This window comes from Vibrio sp. 1F263, from assembly GCF_041439035.1.
GTDB classification, from domain to species: domain Bacteria; phylum Pseudomonadota; class Gammaproteobacteria; order Enterobacterales; family Vibrionaceae; genus Vibrio; species Vibrio tasmaniensis_A.
On record NZ_JBGONI010000013.1, the window covers coordinates 55,367 to 76,485 of the forward strand.

General features: G+C 43.7%; 18 protein-coding genes. 15 read left to right on the forward strand and 3 right to left on the reverse strand.

All coding sequences use genetic code 11. The annotated features are described in order from the left end of the window. The first annotated feature begins 186 nt into the window (after positions 1–186). From vpsR to ACED25_RS10940, 3 genes are all read left to right on the forward strand, one after another. Positions 187–1,521, forward strand: a complete 1,335-nt coding sequence (vpsR, locus tag ACED25_RS10930; RefSeq protein WP_371695258.1) for a cyclic-di-GMP-binding transcriptional regulator VpsR — start codon at positions 187–189, stop codon at positions 1,519–1,521. Between the two features lie 567 nt (positions 1,522–2,088). Continuing rightward, entirely contained in the window at positions 2,089–2,340 is a 252-nt protein-coding gene (locus ACED25_RS10935) for a hypothetical protein (protein WP_004735015.1), read from the forward strand. A 193-nt stretch (positions 2,341–2,533) separates the two neighbouring features. Further along, complete coding sequence (locus ACED25_RS10940) at positions 2,534–2,845, forward strand: DUF6482 family protein (RefSeq protein WP_009848433.1); 312 nt, start codon at positions 2,534–2,536, stop codon at positions 2,843–2,845. Between the two features lie 115 nt (positions 2,846–2,960). On the opposite strand, the gene mutH is transcribed toward ACED25_RS10940, so the two are convergent. Further along, positions 2,961–3,626, reverse strand: a complete 666-nt coding sequence (gene mutH, locus ACED25_RS10945) for a DNA mismatch repair endonuclease MutH (protein WP_102249744.1) — start codon at positions 3,624–3,626, stop codon at positions 2,961–2,963. Positions 3,627–4,242: 616 nt separating this feature from the next. On the opposite strand from mutH, the gene rppH reads away from it, so the two are divergent. The 7 genes from rppH to ACED25_RS10980 all read left to right on the forward strand — a co-directional run bounded on the left by rppH (position 4,243) and on the right by ACED25_RS10980 (position 11,800). After that, positions 4,243–4,761, forward strand: a complete 519-nt coding sequence (gene rppH, locus ACED25_RS10950; RefSeq protein WP_009848435.1) for an RNA pyrophosphohydrolase — start codon at positions 4,243–4,245, stop codon at positions 4,759–4,761. Positions 4,762–4,763: 2 nt separating this feature from the next. Further along, positions 4,764–7,013, forward strand: a complete 2,250-nt coding sequence (ptsP, locus tag ACED25_RS10955) for a phosphoenolpyruvate--protein phosphotransferase (RefSeq protein WP_009848436.1) — start codon at positions 4,764–4,766, stop codon at positions 7,011–7,013. An 8-nt stretch (positions 7,014–7,021) separates the two neighbouring features. After that, complete coding sequence (locus ACED25_RS10960) at positions 7,022–7,813, forward strand: sulfite exporter TauE/SafE family protein (protein WP_122047549.1); 792 nt, start codon at positions 7,022–7,024, stop codon at positions 7,811–7,813. Between the two features lie 58 nt (positions 7,814–7,871). Next, positions 7,872–8,693 carry a prolipoprotein diacylglyceryl transferase gene (gene lgt / locus ACED25_RS10965; protein ID WP_012603269.1) on the forward strand — a complete coding sequence of 274 codons (822 nt, stop codon included), beginning with the start codon at positions 7,872–7,874 and terminating at the stop codon, positions 8,691–8,693. Between the two features lie 9 nt (positions 8,694–8,702). Further along, entirely contained in the window at positions 8,703–9,554 is an 852-nt protein-coding gene (locus tag ACED25_RS10970) for a thymidylate synthase (RefSeq protein ID WP_009848438.1), read from the forward strand. A gap of 160 nt (positions 9,555–9,714) precedes the next feature. After that, positions 9,715–11,106, forward strand: a complete 1,392-nt coding sequence (locus tag ACED25_RS10975) for a transcriptional regulator (protein ID WP_371695259.1) — start codon at positions 9,715–9,717, stop codon at positions 11,104–11,106. A 217-nt stretch (positions 11,107–11,323) separates the two neighbouring features. Then, a complete protein-coding gene (locus tag ACED25_RS10980) occupies positions 11,324–11,800 on the forward strand; it encodes a hypothetical protein (protein ID WP_371695260.1) in 477 nt (158 codons plus the stop codon). Positions 11,801–12,034: 234 nt separating this feature from the next. On the opposite strand, the gene ACED25_RS10985 is transcribed toward ACED25_RS10980, so the two are convergent. Further along, on the reverse strand, positions 12,035–13,180 hold the full coding sequence (locus tag ACED25_RS10985) for a Na/Pi symporter (protein WP_017102996.1): 1,146 nt from the start codon (positions 13,178–13,180) through the stop codon (positions 12,035–12,037). Positions 13,181–13,568: 388 nt separating this feature from the next. On the opposite strand from ACED25_RS10985, the gene nhaR reads away from it, so the two are divergent. Together nhaR and ACED25_RS10995 are read left to right on the forward strand one after the other, a co-directional pair. After that, a complete protein-coding gene (gene nhaR / locus ACED25_RS10990; RefSeq protein ID WP_009848442.1) occupies positions 13,569–14,459 on the forward strand; it encodes a transcriptional activator NhaR in 891 nt (296 codons plus the stop codon). Between the two features lie 100 nt (positions 14,460–14,559). Next, complete coding sequence (locus ACED25_RS10995; RefSeq protein WP_009848443.1) at positions 14,560–14,853, forward strand: metalloregulator ArsR/SmtB family transcription factor; 294 nt, start codon at positions 14,560–14,562, stop codon at positions 14,851–14,853. Between the two features lie 221 nt (positions 14,854–15,074). On the opposite strand, the gene rpsT is transcribed toward ACED25_RS10995, so the two are convergent. Next, entirely contained in the window at positions 15,075–15,335 is a 261-nt protein-coding gene (gene rpsT, locus ACED25_RS11000) for a 30S ribosomal protein S20 (protein WP_012603273.1), read from the reverse strand. A 250-nt stretch (positions 15,336–15,585) separates the two neighbouring features. On the opposite strand from rpsT, the gene murJ reads away from it, so the two are divergent. The 3 genes from murJ to ileS all read left to right on the forward strand — a co-directional run bounded on the left by murJ (position 15,586) and on the right by ileS (position 21,076). Continuing rightward, positions 15,586–17,148 (forward strand): murein biosynthesis integral membrane protein MurJ, encoded by a 1,563-nt coding sequence (gene murJ / locus ACED25_RS11005; protein WP_009848488.1) that lies wholly within the window; start codon positions 15,586–15,588, stop codon positions 17,146–17,148. Positions 17,149–17,218: 70 nt separating this feature from the next. Beyond that, positions 17,219–18,154 (forward strand): bifunctional riboflavin kinase/FAD synthetase, encoded by a 936-nt coding sequence (ribF, locus tag ACED25_RS11010; RefSeq protein ID WP_012603275.1) that lies wholly within the window; start codon positions 17,219–17,221, stop codon positions 18,152–18,154. Between the two features lie 63 nt (positions 18,155–18,217). Next, the gene (gene ileS, locus ACED25_RS11015) at positions 18,218–21,076 is read left to right on the forward strand and encodes an isoleucine--tRNA ligase (protein ID WP_371695261.1); all 2,859 of its coding nucleotides are present in this window, start codon (positions 18,218–18,220) and stop codon (positions 21,074–21,076) included. The last annotated feature ends 43 nt before the right edge of the window (positions 21,077–21,119 follow it).

A 21,119-nucleotide genomic window follows, 5' to 3' on the forward strand; every position in this document is an offset into this window, starting at 1 on the left:
CCGCACTCTTGATTCGAAAAATGATTATTTATGACATAGTCTTACCATTGAGACAAAAAATCTAAGATAGTCTCATTACTATACGTATCGGATCTGAATACGATCTTGCGGCAACTTTGTACCCGTATGATTCGTTTAACTCGTGTTAGCCTGATTGAAAAAATAAAAACAGAATAAGGAAGAAGGATGGGAACTCAATTTAAGATGGATTCCTTACCAGGTTCTCTTATCGTCGTTGGTGGTGCGTACGAACCCTGGTTATCAGTGTTAGAACAAGTGGGTTGGCAATGTACCCAGTGTGCAGATTTACGAAAAGCCGATGCCTTAATTACTGATATTGGCCCCTGCATTGGCATTGTGGATCTTAGTCATGATGAGTTTAGCCTTAACGGTATCGCTAATCTCGTGAGCAACAACAAGCAAGTAAGATGGCTCGCCTTTATTCGTGAATCGCAATTGAGCTCTGATACCATTTGCCAATTTATCGTGAACTTCTGTATCGACTTTTTCACGGCGCCAATCCCAGATGCCCAGTTATTGAGTACCATTGGTCACCAATTGGGTATGCTCAAGCTTGAGCAGAAAGTATGGCCAAACTACGGCATCAACAACAATATGGGTTTGCTTGGCGACTCTGTGGCTGTGAAGCGTTTGAGAGACCAAGTAAAGCGCATTGGGCCGACTGATGTCAGTATCCTGATTTACGGAGAGAGTGGAGCAGGAAAAGAGACGGTTGCACGCTCAATTCATCAAAACTCTTCGCGAGCGCAGAAGCCATTTTTAACGGTCAATTGTCGTGCCTTATCTGAAATGAGAATAGAAGCCGAGGTATTTGGTATCTCAGCACAGCCCGCTGCAGCACCTTGTCTGTTGGAAGAAGCCGACGGCGGAACCATCTTACTCAATGATGTATTGGCGATGCCACGTAATCAGCAGTTGAACCTGCTGCGCTTTCTGCAAGAAGGTAAGATTGAAACCGCGAATGGACCCAAATCTGTCGATGTACGTATCCTGGCTGCGAACTCCTCTGATATCGAGAAGGCGTTGATCGAGGGCGATTTCAATGAAGAGCTTTATCACTACATCAATGTTCTGCGTATTCACGTTCCAAGCTTAAAAGAACGTGTGAGCGATATTTCAGTACTGGCGAATCATTTTCTACGTGAGTACTCGAAAGAGTTTAATGCTCAAGCGAAGAGCTTCTCAGACGATGCTATCTGTTCGATGAATCGATACCATTGGCCTGGAAATGTGCGTGAGCTGATGAATCAGATTAAGCGTGTTGTGTTGATGTCTGATGCTGTGATTATTGAGGATCACCAACTGGATTTACCGAAGCAGAATGATGAACGCCGAAGCTTGAAGAGTATTCGAGAGCGCTCAGAGCGCGATGCGTTGCTGATTGTATTGGAATCTTACGGTGGTCAGGTTTCATTGGCGGCTAAGGAGCTCGGTGTATCACGAGCGACGATGTACCGCTTGCTGAATAAACATAGCCTAATCTCTGAAGGGGTTGTTTAGACTCTTTCAACATGAGTTTATCCAGTCACCGAAAATTAAAGGCCACGTATCTACGTGGTTTTTTTGTTTCTGAAGGATAGTCCGTTGTTTTCTCGTTCGACCCTAAGAGAGATATGCTGTGATTTTATATAATCATAGTGAATATGTTATATGTAAATGAATATGCAACTGATATTTCAGGCGAATGCATTGTTTTAAAAATGTTAACCAATTAGCGGTTGAATAATATACTCACTTGGTTAGACTTTAACCGTGAAAGCAACGACTTAACAAAAACTTGTCTGCTTTTACTACCCCATTTCTTTTTGGATTTTTTAGTTAGCTTGGAGGCGCAAATGAAACATTTCGATTTTATACAGCATATTTGCGCGTCGTTTGATCCGTGTACTGACATGGTGACTGATATGTCACACACATCAGCCATGGCCGATCGAAACACCCAAGATAAACCTAACTAATAGATCCGTACCCTTATTTGGCTGCGGAAAAATAGCAGCTAAGTGAGAAGCCCTCATATTATCTAGAACGCTATTTTTCCTCAGTTTATTCCACAACTGGAGAGTTATTATGCGTCACTCAGTATATTTAAAACTAGCAACAGTTCTTATCCGTGCAGACCTTCGTCGTGAAGAGCGTGAATGGCAACGAAAAGTTCGTCGTAGTTCATATGATCTACCATGGAACAACACCCATTTATTGAGAGATATTGGCCTTGAAGCCGATGGTCGACCAATTGGTTTTTCTGAGCCTGAAGTTGTCACGATTGAGCGCCGAGTTCGTCATCTTCGTCGAGTCTTAAGCGCGCGAATACCGACGTAATCTTGTGGGGTGATAGCGCCTTTCACCCCACAAGATAAACATCAGCGATAGTTATGGCGTCGAAAATGCAAATTTTTGAACTAGAACTGGCCAAAAAAGAGAAGCTCTTGCTTCTCTTTTTTTGCTTTTTTAAGTCGTTATCTAGTAAAGGAAAAGAGTTCTACTAAGCTTTACAGAGCAAGGGAGGCTGACTATGCAGAAGCATCAATTAGACATGTGGTTACATGGAGAGCACAAAGACTCTTATCAGACACCGAAAGTGTACGTTATTGGTTGCTCTGATATCTCTGAATATTTGCTGGCGGTGGAGTACAAACACAAGCTAGAACCGGTAAAGCAAGACGGCGAGCCGCTTCACTTTGGATCCTTGGATCAAGTGAAAGAGGAATTACTCCGGCTCGGCTTTGAAAAGGCCTACCTTCGCTTGCACAACGCGTATGATGAGTTTGGTAATGAACCCAACCAAAGCTACTGCGATATTGAACTGGCGCTCAAACCTCATTAGAGAGTATTTTTAACGAGCGTTGTAGTGAGAAATTACTTCTAAATTGAGACGGTTTATAACGTACTGATCTTTTAGCCTATCTATGCTAGATAAAACCTCTATGCGTAATGGCTTTCTATGCGTAATGGGTTGTTAGCAATCTGTGGGTGAATTGAGTTCGTAGATAGAAACCACGAGGTTTGGTCTTTATTGGTTTTCCACTTGCACCGTAAGCTTCTGTTAACACTCGACTGTTGGCGGCTTTTGGTCGCAAATGCAGTGCTTCGCCGTGTCTTGCTGTTATCTGTTCAACATTACCTAACACGATCAGCTCCATGAGCTCTTCCCAATCCCTTTTTAAGATCTCGTCTTCCGCTTGGGTTGGTGTCCACAATAAAGGGGATCCTACATGCCTTTCTGTCAGCGGGATCTCTCTTTCTCCCTCTACTGGGATCCACAACACTTTAGACAGCTTGTTTCGAACGTGACTGGTTTCCCAAGTTATGCCTTGCACGCCCATCAATGGCGCGACACAAACAAAGGTGGTTTCGAGTGGCTTCCCTGAATAGCCAATCGGGATACTTTTTAGCTCGATCCCGAGCTTGGCAAAATCTTGTTCTGGTTTACTGCCAGCTGGCGCACCCAAGTGCCATTCCAATAGTTGTCCAACCCAGCCTTTATCTCGCTTTAGGTCGTTTGGTACAACCATATTGGCTTCATCGGCGAGCTCTTTGAAGGTCATTCCTGCAATAGCATATGCTCTGTCTAACAGCTCTTGTTGTGTTTGTGGTTCTGGTTTCATAATAAAAGGCATGATCAAAAAAATGATTTTACCAGAAGTTATCACCATATGACGACTGGTTAAGAAATGATCGCCTAGCTAGAGAAGGGATCAAACTCATGGTTATCCACAGGACATGAAGGTAATTAATTGAAATATTAATTTAGTGGATAAATAAACAGGGGTTTGCAGGGGATAAAATGCTTGCTAAATAGGGTTTGAAATGAATCTTTCACTTACTAGTGTGGATAAACATCGGAGTGGTTGATCTTTAACCATGGGTGATTTTTAAAAGATCTTTTGCTTTTTTCATGTTTTTAAAATTGATGGATTTATTTTAATTTATTGATTTTTAATTATTTTATTTTGGTGTGGGTGATTTTTTGTTTTTGGTTCTGATGAATCTATGGATTAAAAAAAACGATTGAGGGTAATTCTTCACATAGTTATTCACAGAAAAGGTGAATAAATGTGGTCTATGTCTCACTCTTGTGTGGGTAACTAAGATTTGAGCAAAACTTATCCATATTCGTAGTTATTATTCATAAATATAGCGCTTGTCACGTCACTAAGTTTGCTCCGATTGGGGATATGTGGAAAAATCAGTGTAATTAAAAATTTAGATAGAGGTTGGCCAGTGATAGATGGCGATGGTTACCGATTAAATGTTGGTATTGTAATCTGTAACAACCATGGTCAGGTCTTCTGGGCTAAACGATACGGGCAACATTCATGGCAATTCCCTCAAGGGGGAATAGATGAAGGTGAAACTCCGGAACAGGCAATGTACCGCGAGTTATATGAAGAGGTTGGCCTTACTAAAAAGGATGTAAAGATCGTCGCGACAAGTCGTCATTGGTTACGCTATAAGCTGCCCAAACGACTGGTTCGGTGGGATTCTAAACCTGTCTGTATTGGACAAAAACAGAAGTGGTTTCTTTTACGCTTAGATTGCGATGAATCGCATATCAATATGCAGCGTGGAAGCACACCTGAGTTTGATGGTTGGCGTTGGGTGAGTTACTGGTACCCAGTTCGACAAGTTGTATCTTTCAAGCGAGATGTTTACCGTCGAGCGATGAAAGAATTCGCATCTTTAGCAATGCCGTTTAAAGAGCGAAAAACAAAAGGAAAGCGCAAATTGCGTAGAGGTTAAGCATGCTCAGCCAACTAAGGGAAATAGTTGAACACGTATCAAGAGTTGAAGATGTGTCGACGGCTCTTGATATTTTGGTTAAAGAGACATGCAGCGCGATGCAGACGGAATGTTGCACCGTGTATTTGGCAAATAATGATATGCAGCGTCTTGAGTTGATGGCAACTCAAGGCCTGATCTTCAAAGGCAATAGTATTCACATTGGTTTTGACGAAGGTTTGGTTGGCCTTGTTAAAAGAAGTGCTGAACCGATCAACCTTGCACAAGCGTCTGCTCACCCTGCTTATAAGTTTTTTCCCGAGCTTGGAGAAAAGGTTTATCACTCTTTTCTCGGCACTCCGATTATCTATCGCAAGCAAGTGCTTGGCGTATTGGTCATTCAACAGAAGTCCCCCCGTTTATTCAGTGAGATGGAAGAATCCTTCCTTGTTACACTCTCAGCACAACTTGCGGTTATTGTGGCGCATGCCCAAACTCAAGGCCATTGGCTGTTAGAGCAACAGAAGCTACCTGCGACCAAAGGTATTGCAGCTTCATCGGGTGTGGCGATTGGTGACTTATGGTGGGACAACACTCAGCCTGAACTCACCGATGTTTACCCTGCTTCGACGCTCAATGTTGAAAGGGAGCATGAGCTGTTGGCAGTCGCTGTCGAAAATGCTCTCAATGATTTTAAGCGAATGCGAAAGCGTTTAGATAGTGAAATCAATAAAGACGCGTTGGCGATCTTTGATCTGTTTACTCACTTACTCAACGATCCCATGTTACGTAAGGATCTCAAGAGTCAAATTCAGAAAGGCGACAAAGCCGATTGGGCATTGAGACAGGTTGTTGAGAGTTACTCTAACCGTTTTGCTCGTATGTCAGATGTGTACCTTCGGGAGAGAGCGCAAGACGTCCGAGAGCTTGGTCAAAGACTGCTCTATTTCCTCCACAATTCTGAACATGAACTTCGCACGTTAGATAAACCGATTATTTTGGTGGTTCGTGAGTTAACGGCCTCTGTATTAGCGTCTATTCCTAAAGAAAAACTATTAGCGGTTATTTCCTTGGAAGGGGCGGCGAACTCGCACGCAGCAATTTTATCTCGAGCTTTGGGTATTCCTTCTGTTATGGGAGTTAACCTTAATCTTTCGCAAGCTAATGGTAAGCAAGCGATTGTTGACGGGTATAGCGGCGAGATCTTTATTGAGCCGACTAAAAACCTGCTCAAAGAGTATCGGGGGCTGATTCTAGAAGAGAGTGAGCTCTCCTCTATGGTCAATCGAGAACTGTACTTACCGGCAAAAACGAAAGACGACAAGCAAGTCGAGATTCTGCTTAATGCGGGTTTGAGTGCAGACACTAACATCGCTATCAACCAAGGGGTTGATGGGGTTGGTCTGTATCGAACCGAAATTTCTTTCTTGTTGCAGCAAAGGTTTCCGTCAGAGGACGAACAATTCAAGCAGTATCGTTCTGTGCTTGCGAGTTACCCTGAGAAGCAAGTGGTGATGCGAACCTTGGATATTGGTGGAGATAAGGCGTTACCTTACTTCCCAATAGAAGAAGACAATCCATTCCTTGGTTGGCGTGGTATTCGTTTTACGCTCGATCATCCTGACATCTTTATTATTCAGTTACGTGCCATGTTACGTGCGAGTTGTGATAGCCAGAACTTGAGTATCTTGTTGCCGATGATCTCTAGCACTCAAGAACTGGATGATACTGTTCAACTTATCGAGCAAGCCTACGATGAAGTGCATGAACTCGACAGTCGAGTTCGTATGCCGCGTATCGGTATCATGATTGAAGTGCCATCAATGCTTTACCTTCTTCCGCTTATTGCGGATAAAGTTGATTTCGTTTCGGTGGGCACCAATGACTTAACTCAATATTTATTGGCGGTTGACCGGAACAATTCCCGCGTCTCTGATGTCTATGAATCCATGCACCCTGCAGTGATCATGGCATTGAAACACATCCATGATACTTGTAAGCAATATCAATTGCCTGTGTGTATATGTGGAGAGCTCGCGGGTGATCCAATGGGTGCATTGCTCTTGATTGGGTTAGGGTATGAGACGTTAAGTATGAACACCTCAAATGTCGCAAGGACTAAGTATTTGATTCGTCAATCTAAGCTTAGTGAACTGCAAGATTTGGCAAATGAGGCGCTATCAAAACCGTATGGAAGTGACATCTATAGTATGATGCTCAACTATTTCGAAGAGCGTGAATTTACAGGCTTCATTCGAGCGGGTAAAAAATAGGATTTAACGTGTCATATGAACTGATAGGCTTGCTAGCAGGCCTTGGTGCTATTGTTGGTGTTTTAGCTGGCTTGCTGGGCATTGGTGGTGGTTTGCTGGTGGTTCCTGCCTTACTCTTTTTGCTTCCTAAAGCGGGTATCCCTCAAGAGTTTGCGATGCAAATGGCATTGGCTACCTCGTTATCAACCATCATCGTTACGTCGGGATCGTCTGCGATTAACCATTTAAAATTGGGTAATGTAGAGATGTTTGTCGTTAAATGGTTGATACCAGGTGTCGTGATAGGTGGCTTCCTAGGTTCTTTCGTGGCCGATGTGATTCCAGCTCAATACTTACCAAAAGTCTTTGGTGTGATTGTCTTGGTATTGGCGTTGCAAATGCTGTTGTCTATTCGCTCTAAGAGTCAAAAGTCGATGCCGGGTTCAGCTAAAACCATGTTATGTGGTGGCGGTATTGGTTTGGTTTCAAGCTTGGCTGGTATTGGTGGTGGTTCTTTATCGGTGCCTTTCCTTAACCATCACGGTGTGGAAATGCGCAAAGCTGTAGGCTCATCCTCTGTATGTGGTTGTGTTATCGCGATTTCGGGAATGCTAGGCTTTATTTGGCATGGCTCTTCTGTCGATGATCTTCCGGCGTATAGCTTGGGTTATGTTTATCTACCGGCTTTGATAGCGATATCTTGTACCTCAGTACTGACCACACGAGTTGGCGCTAAACTGGCCACTCAATTGCCAACCCCCGTGCTGAAGAAATTCTTTGCGGTATTTTTAATGTTTATAGCAGCCACTATGCTGCTGTAGTGTCTTTTCTGTTAGCTGTTGAGTTAACCGTTATTCAATTTTAGATAGAGAGCCAAGTATGTCTCAGGGTTTTATCGAATTCCCAAATATCGATCCTGTTCTTATTGAACTAGGACCAATCTCAGTTCGTTGGTACGGCCTAATGTACCTTGTTGGTTTTATGTTTGCTCTTTGGTTAGCAAATCGCCGAGCGGATCAACCAGATAGTGGTTGGACTCGAGAGCAAGTATCAGACTTACTGTTTGCTGGCTTTTTAGGTGTGGTACTGGGTGGTCGTATTGGCTACGTACTTTTCTACAACTTTGGCCTTTTCATTGATGATCCACTCTACCTATTTAAGGTATGGACTGGCGGTATGTCTTTCCACGGTGGTTTGCTTGGTGTGATCACCGCGATGCTTTGGTATGCCAAAAAGAACGGTCGAACCTTTTTTGGTGTCGCAGACATGATTGCACCATTGGTTCCATTTGGTTTAGGTATGGGGCGTATGGGCAACTTCATGAATAGTGAGCTATGGGGTCGTGTGACTGATGTGCCATGGGCGATTGTATTCCCTAACGGTGGTCCGCTTCCTCGTCACCCATCTCAGCTTTATGAAATGGCGCTTGAAGGTATTGTACTGTTCTTCATCTTGAACTGGTTCATCAAAAAGCCGCGTCCTCTTGGTTCTGTATCAGGGTTATTCCTAGCAGGATATGGTACATTCCGCTTCCTAGTTGAATACGTACGTGAACCTGATGCTCAGCTAGGTTTGTTCGGTGGATTTATCTCTATGGGACAAATTTTGTCACTGCCAATGGTTATCATCGGTGTGTTGATGATGGTTTGGGCATACAAGCGTGGTCACTACAAAGATGAATTACCACAACAAACGAAGTAAGGAATTGGTGTGAAACAGTATTTAGATCTCTGTCAGCGTATCGTTAATGACGGTACTTGGATTGAAAATGAACGCACAGGCAAGCGCTGCCTAACCGTAATCAATGCTGACCTTGAATATGATGTTGGTAATAACCAATTCCCACTGGTAACAACACGTAAAAGTTTTTGGAAAGCCGCAGTTGCCGAGCTGCTTGGCTATATACGTGGTTACGACAATGCTGAAGATTTTCGTAAGCTAGGGACTAAAACTTGGGATGCGAATTCTAACCTGAATGAAGCATGGCTAAATAACCCTTACCGCAAGGGTGAAGACGACATGGGCCGTGTTTATGGCGTTCAAGGACGTGCATGGGCAAAACCTGACGGCGGTCATATCGACCAACTGAAGAAGATTGTTGATGATCTAACAAACGGTATTGATGACCGCGGCGAGATCTTAAACTTCTATAACCCAGGTGAGTTCCACATGGGTTGTTTGCGTCCGTGTATGTACAGCCATCACTTCTCTCTACTTGGTGACACTTTGTACCTAAACAGTACTCAGCGCTCTTGTGATGTTCCATTAGGTCTGAACTTCAACATGGTTCAAGTGTATGTGTTCCTAGCAATCATGGCGCAAATCACGGGTAAGAAAGCGGGTGTGGCTTACCACAAGCTGGTTAATGCTCATATCTACGAAGATCAACTCGCACCTATGCGTGATATCCAGTTGAAGCGTGAGCCTTTAGCGGGGCCAACATTCCATATCAATCCTGAGATTAAGTCTCTAGAAGATTTGGAAACGTGGGTGACGATGGATGACTTCTGGGTTGAAGGCTACGAATGCCACGAAGCGATTAAGTACCCATTCTCGGTTTAATCTAATCTGCTTTGTTTGTTTGACTGACTGACTGACTGACTGACTGACTGATTGATCGAAAGGCTGCCTCTGCGCAGCCTTTTTTATTTCTGATGCTTGGCTTGCTTACTATTCGTAAAACCAATAATCTTGAGTGGTCTTTTCTAACCACAGAACTACTATGACTCGCTCGCATTGCTTTGTATTGCAACACGACTTTCCTATTTCTTTCTACCCTGATAAAAACCAGTTGGTGATTGATAGTGAAGAGATTCATTTAGAGCCACTACAAGCAAGGCTGCTCAGCTATTTCATCGACAAGCGCGGGCAAGTGGTTAGTACGCAGCAGATAGCTGCTGATGTCTGGCAACGAACTCAAGTGTCTGACAACTTGGTCAGACAGGTCATCAGTTTACTGCGCAGTCAGCTTCAGGATAAAGTACGTCCGTATCGCATCATTCAGACCATTCCTAAGCAAGGTTATCTGTTCGATATTGAGATAATTCAGCCTAGCGTTGAGACTACTCCCGTAGTAGAAATTCCCCCACCTGAAATCAAAGTTGTTTCTAAGCCTAAAAATAAAACCATTGCCCTGATTACAACCGCAGTATTCTCTATTGGCTTAATAGCAACTTGGGCGTGGCAAATTGATGTCTCAACCAATGACACAGCTGTTATTTCTGCGCCTCAAAGTGATGTGATTCCCGTTTATATCCATGACATAACACTCGATTCTGCGGACGATTATGAGATGTCGGAAAGCGTGTACAACTACCTATTCTACGGGCTGAACTCAGCGAGAAATTTATCGGGTTACCACTTCTCTCAGCTCTCAAAACAGGGCAAGCAATCACTTGCCAATAATGGTGTCGAACTCAAAGGTTGGCTCAAGCAAAAGGGCAGTAATTATATACTGAGCGTGCTGATACAAAACAACCGCCAGCCCAATCAAAGCCAGAAAGTGGAAAAGAGCTTTAGCCAAGATAACTTCTTTGATGCCATTGGGGATGTGATTCTTGAGATTAAAGCCATTATTGCCCCAATGAGTTCAGAATACGGTGTCGTCAGTCATCGAGTGACTTCTATTGATAACTACGACGATTGGAAGGCTATTTCAGAGGGAATATCGCTTTTCTACCAAGGCAAAGGTGGACAGCCATTTGCAGAGATCGCACTTCAGTTGGATACGATTCAACAGCAAGGAAGAGACAATTATTTGGTCAATGCCTTATTGTCGTATTCGGAATCTTTGGCTTATTTGCAAAGTCATGAGCAAGAAGATCGCGAACATGCACTGCAACTGGCAAAGCAAGCCTTTGAGATGAACCCACGTTGTGATATTGCCAACCTTACCTTGGGTCTTGCACTGTTAATCAACCAACATGCCAATCAAGCTTTCCCTTACCTTTTTTATGCGGCCGAAAGTACACCGAGCCCTATCAGTTTTTATCTACTTAGTGTGGCTGACAAGCTGTCGGATAACCCAGAAGGTTCGCAATACAACTATCAGCGCTATACCGAAGTGAAAAAAGAGTATAATGGCCAACTGTTTGATATTATTGAATCTTTATAAAAAACAAACCTTTCCTAAACCACATAATTCTCTTTGAAGTGAAGACGTTGAGTTACCGCTAATAGTAACGGCTCTTCCGCAAGGTTTTCTTGTGCCGACAGGCTTCTCAACATGTTTGATTATTGTTTGGACTCAGGCTCGATTGCCTTGCATCAAGCGTAAAAACATCGACTTCCACATACTGGTAACCAAATCATTAATTATTTGGGGTACACACATGTTGAAGAAGTTTGCTTTTCAGATCATTCCAATTCAGATCTTCTTATTCGTCTTTTGGTTCAAAAATGGCTTTGTTGATAAAGTGATGGGCGTTGTGCTTGGCTTTATTACGCCAGATACCGCTTATTCAGGTGATACTTGGGCTGGCTGGAAAGGCTATATTGTAGGAACTTGGGATAAGAGCCAAATCGGTCATGCTCTACTGAGTCCAACATTCGATTTTATGTTCCCTATTCTGATTGGTTTGCAATGTGTACCGTTTTTACTGGTTATTCGTTCGGTATTTGCAGGTGAGTTCATGTCTGGCAAGGAGCGTCCGTGGTTACTTTATGCTGCCTTTGCTTCTTTATTTGTGACTGCTTGTATGGCTTTCACTCAAACCATCACAGGCGCAAGCGACGGGCAGTATCTATGGCAACTTATCGGCTTTGGCATGGTTGCCATTATGTATCTGCGTAATGAGCAAGGTAAGTAAGCGTTGTTTAGATGCGGGATACGAAGGGTAGCTAGATACGAGTAAACGAGATGCGGGATACGAAGAGCGTCTTTAAATTTGAGTCAGTGAGATACTGAATATCAAACGCAGATAATGAGAGGCAGTCGCTTTTCGTTACTCGTTCACTCGCATCCCACATCTGCCTTTCAGAAAAGAAAAAGCCCGCAACCTAGGAGGTTGCGGGCTTTGCTATAAGCGATGTTTGTTTTGCTATTAAGCAGTCAGTGCTAACACGCTACCTGGCAGTACAAGGAATACCGCAACAAGATAACCAGCTACTACAGCTTTATTTTTCACTGCCATGTCTGAAATGATGTCAGCTGCTTTCACTGGCAGTTCACGTAGGAACGGAATACCAAAGATGAATACCGTTGCCATGATGTTGAACACCAAGTGTACTAGAGCAATCTGTAGTGCGAATACTGCGAACTCACCAGATACTGCTGTAGCTGCAAGTAGAGCCGTAATACATGTACCGATGTTTGCACCCAAAGTGAATGGGTAAACGTCACGTACTTTAAGAACACCTGAACCTACTAGTGGAACCATCAAGCTTGTTGTTGTAGAAGAAGACTGAACAAGGATAGTCACGATAGAGCCAGAAGCGATACCGTGGATAGGACCACGACCGATTGCGTTCTTTAGAATCTCACGAGCACGGCCAACCATTAGGCTCTTCATTAGCTTACCCATTACCGTGATAGCTACGAAGATAGTCGCTATACCTAGAACGATAAGCATAACCCCACCAACAGTGTCGCCAAACGTTGATAGTGGCTCTTTAATCGCACTTACAACAGGCTTAGTGATTGGCTTGATGAAGTTAAGACCACCCATGCTCATATCACCTGTTGCTAGCATCGGTGATACTAACCAGTGAGAAATTTTCTCTAGAATACCAAACGCCATCTCTAGTGGTAGGAAGATAGCAACGGCTAATAGGTTAAAGAAATCGTGAATCGTCGCACTTGCGAATGCACGTTTGAACTCATCTTTACAACGAACATGACCAAGGCTAACTAGCGTATTGGTTACTGTAGTACCAATGTTTGCACCCATGATCATAGGGATTGCTAGCTCAACAGGTAAACCACCTGCCACAAGGCCAACGATAATTGAAGTAACTGTACTTGATGATTGAATAAGGGCTGTTGCCACTAAACCAATCATTAAGCCTGCAACTGGATGTGAAGCAAATTCGAAAAGAACTTTTGCTTGCTCGCCTGTTGCCCATTTGAAGCCTGTACCAACCATTGAAACTGAAAGTAATAGTAGGTAAAGCATGAATGCCAAGTTAGCCCAGCGTAGCCAACGAGTTGTGCTCGAGATAGGCGCTGCTGCAGTAGTAGCTTGGTTCATAATGTTTTCTCCATTGGACCGTTTTAGTCTGTGTTTGGTCTGTTTGTTTAATCTGAGCGTGATGTTAGAGAACAAATATTTCAGTAATATTACATTTTGGTTTAGGTGAGACTTTTTTGTGATGATTTGCTCTTTAAATATTTGGCCTTGAAATAGTGGTGGTTTAACTTGTTGTTTTTAAAGTTTTTTGTTCGTATTTTTGATAGGTGATATAGATCTTAAAAGTTAGAGAAAAATTGAAAATAATCGTTGAAATATTACATTATGAAATCAGACACTTCGTAAAAATAAGTAGTAATTGATAGTTGGGTATGGTTTTTCCGAGTTTGTTGAGTGGAGGTGTCATATTTGATATAACAGGTTATCTTCTCTTTTTTACGGCACATTTATGTCGCATCTCAACTATAACCACCTTTATTACTTCTGGATGGTTTGCAAGCAAGGCTCTGTTACTAAAGCTGCAGAAGCCCTATTCCTAACACCACAAACGGTAACTGGTCAGATAAAAGCCTTAGAAGAGCGTATGGATGGCAAGCTAACTAAGCGTAATGGTCGCAGTGTTGAGCCGACAGAGCTTGGGCAGCTGGTCTTTAAATATGCCGATCGTATGTTTGGCCTGAGTTACGAGATGCTGGATATCGTGAATTATAGCCAGCACTCCAATATTCTGTTTGATGTTGGCGTCGCGGATGCACTGTCCAAAAGATTAGTCAGCAAGATATTGATGTCGACAATCCCACCCGATAACAGCATTCATTTACGCTGCTTTGAATCGACCCATGAAATGCTACTTGAACAACTTTCTCAGCATAAGCTCGATATGATTTTGTCAGACTGCCCGGTGGATTCTAGCCAAAGCCCAGGCCTGTTTAGTAAGAAGTTGGGTGAGAGTGGTATGAGCTTTTTCAGTTCAGGTAATGTGGAAGGTGTTAACTTTCCGGCTGTATTAGAACAAAAGAAACTGTTAATCCCAGGAAGTCGAACTTCGATGGGGCGTAAAGTACTGCAATGGTTTGATAGACAAGGACTTAAGCCTGATATTTTGGGTGAGTTTGATGACGCGGCATTGATGAAGGCTTTTGCTCGTTACCACCACGACGCTATTTTCTTAGCGCCTACGCTATATATGTCAGAGGTTGAGGAAGATACGTCATTGCAATTGTTGGGGGGAATCGAGGAGTTAAAAGAGGAGTACTACGTCATATTTGCTGAGAGGATGATCCAACATCCCGCAGTAAAAAATGTATGTGACGCAGATTTTAGCAAATTGTTCGAGTGAGCTTGTTTGTTAATGAATTGATATCGATTATCATGACTTCATAATCTGCCGGAAATACTGATAACCCGGACTTGGCGTAAAGGTTGTATGGAGCCAAACTATGAACTTAAAAGAGATGGAGAAGAATTCAGCACAAGCTGTGATTCTACTCAAAGCCATGGCCAATGAGCGTCGCTTACAGATTCTGTGCCTATTGCATGGTACTGAGCTGTCGGTTGGGGAGTTGTGTGGCAAGTTGGAATTGAGTCAATCTGCTTTATCTCAACATCTTGCTTGGTTGAGAAGAGATGGTTTGGTCGAAACTCGCAAAGAAGCTCAAACAGTGTATTACACATTGAGCAGTGAAGAAGTAAAAGCGATGATTAACCTACTGCATGGTATGTACTGCAAGTAGTTTATTGCTGGTGGGGGGGCAGTGATTTCTTACCAGGGTAGGGTCGACACAAGGAAGTGTCAGTATTTCATGTCGAACGTTAGTGCCTATCAGCAAACCGCATATCTTTAAGTAAACCAAGTAGCGCTCAGCAAGAAAAATCTCTGTGTTACTCAAAATTTAGATATAAAAAAACCGGCCGAGGCCGGTTTTTTTCGTTTTGCGTTGTAATCAAATTTCTATTAAAGAGCTTTGATTGCAGCAGCGAAACGAGACTTATGACGTGCAGCTTTATTCTTATGAATAAGGCCTTTAGTCGCCATGCGGTCTAGAAGAGGTGTAACTTCTACAAGAGCAGCAGTTGCAGCTTCTTTATTGCCAGCTTCAATAGCTGCAATAGTTTTTTTCATGTAAGTGCGCATCATAGAACGACGGCTAGCATTGTGCTGGCGACGTTTCTCAGCTTGGATAGCGCGCTTCTTAGCAGATTTACTGTTTGCCAAGGTCTAACTCCCAAAAACTTAGTTCGGTGACAATTTAAGGGCGAGGACTATCCCTCATAGGCGCTTAATTGTCAAATGATTTGTGCAAAAACCAATCGTAGCCAAACAAACTTTGGTATGGAAAGGTCATCGCGGTTAAGATGGCGGGGATTCTAACAGCATTTTTAGACCAATGCTAATAAATATGCTTCTTAGGACAGGATAGTATTTATCCTCGCTTGAAAGTAATCAACCAGTGTCAGAGGTTTGTGTGAGTAAACGACTATTAAAGTCAGGCCTGATTGTCAGTGCAATGACTTTTGTTTCCCGTGTATTGGGGCTAGTACGTGATGTAGTAGTAGCAAATTTAATGGGAGCAGGAGCGAGTGCCGACGTATTTTTCTTCGCTAATAAAATCCCTAATTTCTTACGTCGACTTTTCGCAGAAGGTGCCTTTTCTCAAGCGTTTGTTCCTGTATTAACGGAATATCACGCTGCAGGTGATAAAGATAAGACTCGAGATTTAATTGCCAAAGTGTCGGGCACGCTCGGGGTTCTAGTTTCTATCGTCACCGTTATCGGGGTGTTGGGCTCGGGTGTCATCACTGCGATGTTTGGCGCAGGTTGGTTTATCGACTGGTTAAATGATGGCCCAGCAGCACCAAAATTTGAGCTGGCGAGCTTTATGCTCAAGATTACCTTTCCTTATTTATGGTTTATCACCTTTGTTGCTTTATCTGGTGCAATCCTCAATACCATGGGCAAATTTGCGGTTTCGTCATTTACCCCTGTGTTCCTGAACGTAATGATCATAGGTTCAGCATGGTTTATCTCTCCTAATCTAGAACAACCCGAAATTGGCTTGGCCATCGGTGTGTTTCTTGGTGGTTTAGTCCAGTTCCTTTTCCAAATGCCTTTCTTGATTAAAGCGGGTGTGTTGGTTAAGCCGAAGTGGGGTTGGAGAGATCCTGGTGTAGTTAAGATCCGCACGCTAATGATCCCTGCCTTGTTTGGTGTGTCAGTGAGCCAAATCAACTTGTTGTTCGATACCTTCATTGCCAGCTTTCTAGCAACCGGCTCTATCAGTTGGCTATATTATTCGGATCGATTATTGGAATTCCCACTCGGTTTGTTTGGTATTGCTATTGCGACGGTTATTCTTCCTGCTTTGTCGCGTAAACACGTAGACGCTCAAGGGGAAGGGTTTGCTCATACCATGGACTGGGGCGTGCGCATGGTTTTATTGCTAGGCATTCCTGCAATGTTAGGCCTTATTGTTTTAGCAAAGCCGATGCTGATGGTGCTCTTCATGCGTGGCGAGTTTTCACCACACGATGTACAGCAGGCTTCCATGTCTTTGGTGGCATACGCTTCAGGCTTGCTTAACTTCATGTTGATTAAAGTGTTGGCTCCGGGCTATTACTCACGTCAAGATACTAAAACCCCTGTGAAGTACGGCATCATTGCGATGGTCACTAACATGGTGTTCAATGCGATCTTCGCTTATTTCTATGGTTATGTTGGTTTGGCAATCGCAACGGCGTTATCTGCGTTCGTGAACATGACTCTACTTTATCGTGGTCTGCATATAGCGGGTGTTTATCGTTTAACCAAGACTACATTGTTGTTTAGCCTTAAATTATTAGTATCTGGAACTGTGATGGTTGGCGTGATTTTATGGCAACTAGACAATATGCAGCTGTGGCTTGATTGGAGCTTCAACCAAAGAGCGTTGACGCTAACAGGGTTGATCGCACTTGGTGGCTTTGCTTATATTGTGTCGGTACTGGTTTTAGGTATCCGAGTAAAACATTTAAAAGCAGCGACAGATTAATACTGATTAGTATATAATCCGTCGGTTTCACACAATAAATGATGCAAATAACAGGTTTTAGCTGATCACAATGGAACTGATCCGAGGTATACACAATATTAAAGCACAGCATCATGGCTGTGTATTAACCATAGGTAACTTCGATGGTGTTCATTTAGGGCATCAAGAGGTTCTGAGTCAGGTTTCTAAACAAGCTACAGCACTGGGACTCCCTTCTGTTGTCATGACGTTTGAACCGCAACCTATGGAGTTGTTTGCTAAAGGTCGAGCGCCAGCGCGTTTAACTCGCTTACGAGATAAGTACGTGCAATTGAGCAAGCTAGAGATTAGTCGTTTGTTGTGTGTGAATTTCAATCAGTATTTTGCAAGCTTGTCTGCGGAAGCGTTCATTAAGGATCTTTTGGTTGATAAGCTTGGTGTGAAATTCTTGGTGGTTGGTGACGACTTTTGCTTTGGCAAAGGCCGAACAGGTAATTTCGCTATGCTTAAAGAAGCGGGCGAAAAATATGGTTTTGAGGTGGTGAGCACCCAAAGCTATTGCTTAAACCAATTACGAGTAAGCAGCACTGAGATACGAAATGCGTTAGCGGCCAATGACTTGGCTTCTAGTGCTACCATGCTTGGGCGTGACTACAGTATCAGTGGTCGTGTTTCTCATGGTCGTAAACTAGGGAGAACTATCGGTTTCCCTACCGCTAATATTCCATTAAAACGTTGTGTTTCTCCTGTGTCGGGAGTGTATGTTGTTGAAGCATTAGATATCGACGGTGTTCCTGTCGGTGGTGTTGCTAATATTGGACAACGACCAACAGTTAATGGTGTAAGGCAGCAATTAGAAGTACATTTTTTTGACTTTAAAGCCAATTTATATGGTAAACAGTTAGAAGTGCGACTTTTGCACAAACTGCGCGACGAGATAAAGTTTGAGTCGTTCGACGCATTAAAGAATCAAATAGAATTGGATGCTGAAGCCGCAAGGGTGTGGCTGCTTCAGCTAAAGAATTAGTCGGATGATTCCACCGATTAACATAATGTCTAACTTCGCCCAATATAACGGAATTAAGAATCGATGAGTGATTATAAAGATACCCTGAACTTACCAGAAACAGGGTTCCCAATGCGCGGCAATCTGGCAAATCGTGAACCAGAAATGCTGAAGCGTTGGTACAAAGAAGATCTTTACGGCGAAATCCGTAAGGCAAAGAAAGGTAAAAAATCTTTCGTGCTGCATGATGGCCCTCCATACGCGAACGGCGACATTCACATTGGCCACGCGCTGAATAAGATTCTTAAAGACATTATTATCAAATCTAAGACCCTTTCTGGTTTTGATGCACCGTACATCCCAGGTTGGGACTGTCACGGTCTTCCAATCGAGTTGATGGTTGAGAAGAAGAAAGGTAAGCCTGGTCAGAAGATTTCAGCGGCAGAATTCCGCGAAGAGTGTCGTAAGTACGCTGCGGGCCAAGTTGAAGGTCAGAAAGAGAGCTTCAAACGTCTTGGTATCATGGGCGAGTGGGATAAACCTTACCGCACTATGGATTTTGGCACTGAAGCGAACATCATTCGTTCTCTAGGCAAAATCGCAGACAAAGGTCACCTTCTTAAAGGTTTCAAACCCGTTCACTGGTGTACTGACTGTGGCTCTGCTTTGGCTGAAGCTGAAGTTGAATACAAAGATAAAGTGTCTCCATCTATCGATGTGAAATTTACAGCAGCTGACGAAGCGGCTCTACTAGAGAAATTTACTCTAGCGGAAGGTCACGCGGGTCAGGGCGAAATCTCTATCGTTATCTGGACGACAACACCATGGACTCTGCCGGCTAACCGCGCAGTATGTCTACGTGATGATCTTGAATACGTATTGATCCAAGTTGAAGCGAATGGCGAACAGCCAGCTCAACGTATCGTTGTTGCTTCTGAACTAGCAAAAGACGTAATGGATCGTGCGGGTATCGAGCACTTCCATAACCTTGGTTTTGCTACTGGTGCTGATCTTGAGCTTTCTCAATTCAACCACCCGTTCTACAACTTTACGGTTCCTGCTGTTCTTGGCGACCACGTTACAACTGACTCTGGTACTGGTGTGGTTCATACCGCTCCTGGTCACGGTCAAGAGGATTTCGTGGTTGGTAAGAAGTACAACCTAGAAATTGCTAACCCAGTAGGTTCTAACGGCGTTTACCTGCCAGATACTGAGCTATTTGCTGGTCAGCACGTATTCAAAGCGAACGACTCTGTTTTAGAAGTTCTAAAAGAGAAGGGTGCACTACTGCATCACCACGCTTACGAGCACAGCTACCCACACTGTTGGAGACACAAAACTCCAATCATCTTCCGTGCAACACCACAATGGTTCATCTCTATGGATCAAGCTGGCCTACGTGCAAAAGCACTAGAGTCAACGAAGAGTGTTGAATGGATGCCAGAATGGGGTCAAAGCCGTATCGAAGGTATGATCGAAGGTCGCCCTGAGTGGTGTATCTCTCGTCAACGTACTTGGGGTGTGCCAATTGCTCTGTTCGTTCATAAAGAAACATCAGAACTTCACCCAGATAGCCCAGCTCTTATTGAAAAAGTAGCGAAGCTTGTGGAAGAAAAAGGCATTCAAGCTTGGTGGGATGTAGATGCTGCTGAACTGATGGGTGCTGAAGACGCTGACAAGTACGAGAAAGTACTTGATACGCTAGACGTATGGTTCGACTCAGGTGTAACGCACTTCTCTGTTGTTGACTCTCGTGAAGAGTACAACTTCCCGAATGAAGAAAGAACGCACAGTGCTGATCTTTACCTTGAAGGTTCTGACCAACACCGTGGCTGGTTCCAGTCTTCTTTGATTTCATCTATCGCGATGAAAGACGAAGCACCATACAAGCAAGTGCTAACGCACGGTTTCGTGGTTGATGGTAACGGCCGTAAGATGTCTAAATCTATCGGTAACGTTGTTGCTCCTAAAGATGTAACGAACAAGCTAGGCGCAGATATTCTACGTCTATGGGTTGCTTCTACGGATTACACTAACGAAGTTGCGGTTTCTGACGAGATCCTTAAGCGTTCTGCTGATGCTTACCGTCGTATTCGTAACACGGCTCGTTTCTTCCTAGCGAACTTGAACGGTTTCAACCCTGAAACTGACCTAGTGCCTGCTGAAGAAATGGTAGCACTTGATCGCTGGGCTGTTGGCCGTGCTCAAGCTGCACAAGAAGAGATCGTTAAAGCATACGGTGAGTACAACACTCACGGTGTAACTCAGCGTCTAATGCAGTTCTGTTCTATCGAAATGGGTTCTTTCTATCTAGACGTAATTAAAGACCGTCAGTACACAGCGAAGCAGGGCAGCCATGCTCAACGTAGCTGTCAAACGGCGCTTTACTACATCGTGGAAGCTCTAGTTCGTTGGATGGCTCCTATCATGTCGTTCACTGCAGATGAAATCTGGAACGAGATGCCAGGCGAACGCGACACGTTTGTATTCACAGGCGAGTGGTTCGAAGGCCTATTTGGTCTTGCTGACGACGAAGAGCTAAGCAACGAATTCTGGACTGAAATCCAGTCAGTTCGTGGTGCAGTGAACAAGCTTCTTGAAGATGCTCGTAAAGAGAAAACAATCGGTGGTGCTCTGCAGGCTGAAGTTACTCTATACGCTGACGATGAACTAGCGGCTAAAATCAACAAGCTAGAAGATGAGCTACGTTTCGTACTTATCACTTCTGCTGCGGTTGTTAAGCCACTTAGCGATAAGTCTGATACAGCTCAAGCGACAGACGTTGCAGGTCTATACGTTGAAGTTGCAGCAACTGAAGCTGAGAAGTGTGACCGTTGCTGGCACCACACTCCAGATGTAGGCACAATTGAAGGTCACGAGAAAGTTTGTGGTCGTTGTGTGTCGAACATCGACGGTGAAGGCGAAGTGCGTAAGTACGCATAACGACTCAGAGAAAGACTGAACTTTTTGTAAAAATCATAGCCCC

Coding starts and splice junctions, on each gene's coding strand:
- ACED25_RS10940 (WP_009848433.1), top strand. CDS start 2,534: ATGCAGAAGCATCAATTAGACATGTGGTTACATGGAGAGCACAAAGAC.
- lgt (WP_012603269.1), top strand. CDS start 7,872: ATGTCTCAGGGTTTTATCGAATTCCCAAATATCGATCCTGTTCTTATT.
- ileS (WP_371695261.1), top strand. CDS start 18,218: ATGAGTGATTATAAAGATACCCTGAACTTACCAGAAACAGGGTTCCCA.
- nhaR (WP_009848442.1), top strand. CDS start 13,569: ATGTCGCATCTCAACTATAACCACCTTTATTACTTCTGGATGGTTTGC.
- ribF (WP_012603275.1), top strand. CDS start 17,219: ATGGAACTGATCCGAGGTATACACAATATTAAAGCACAGCATCATGGC.
- ACED25_RS10975 (WP_371695259.1), top strand. CDS start 9,715: ATGACTCGCTCGCATTGCTTTGTATTGCAACACGACTTTCCTATTTCT.
- ACED25_RS10980 (WP_371695260.1), top strand. CDS start 11,324: ATGTTGAAGAAGTTTGCTTTTCAGATCATTCCAATTCAGATCTTCTTA.
- ACED25_RS10935 (WP_004735015.1), top strand. CDS start 2,089: ATGCGTCACTCAGTATATTTAAAACTAGCAACAGTTCTTATCCGTGCA.
- mutH (WP_102249744.1), bottom strand. CDS start 3,626: ATGAAACCAGAACCACAAACACAACAAGAGCTGTTAGACAGAGCATAT.
- ACED25_RS10995 (WP_009848443.1), top strand. CDS start 14,560: ATGAACTTAAAAGAGATGGAGAAGAATTCAGCACAAGCTGTGATTCTA.
- vpsR (WP_371695258.1), top strand. CDS start 187: ATGGGAACTCAATTTAAGATGGATTCCTTACCAGGTTCTCTTATCGTC.
- ptsP (WP_009848436.1), top strand. CDS start 4,764: ATGCTCAGCCAACTAAGGGAAATAGTTGAACACGTATCAAGAGTTGAA.
- ACED25_RS10985 (WP_017102996.1), bottom strand. CDS start 13,180: ATGAACCAAGCTACTACTGCAGCAGCGCCTATCTCGAGCACAACTCGT.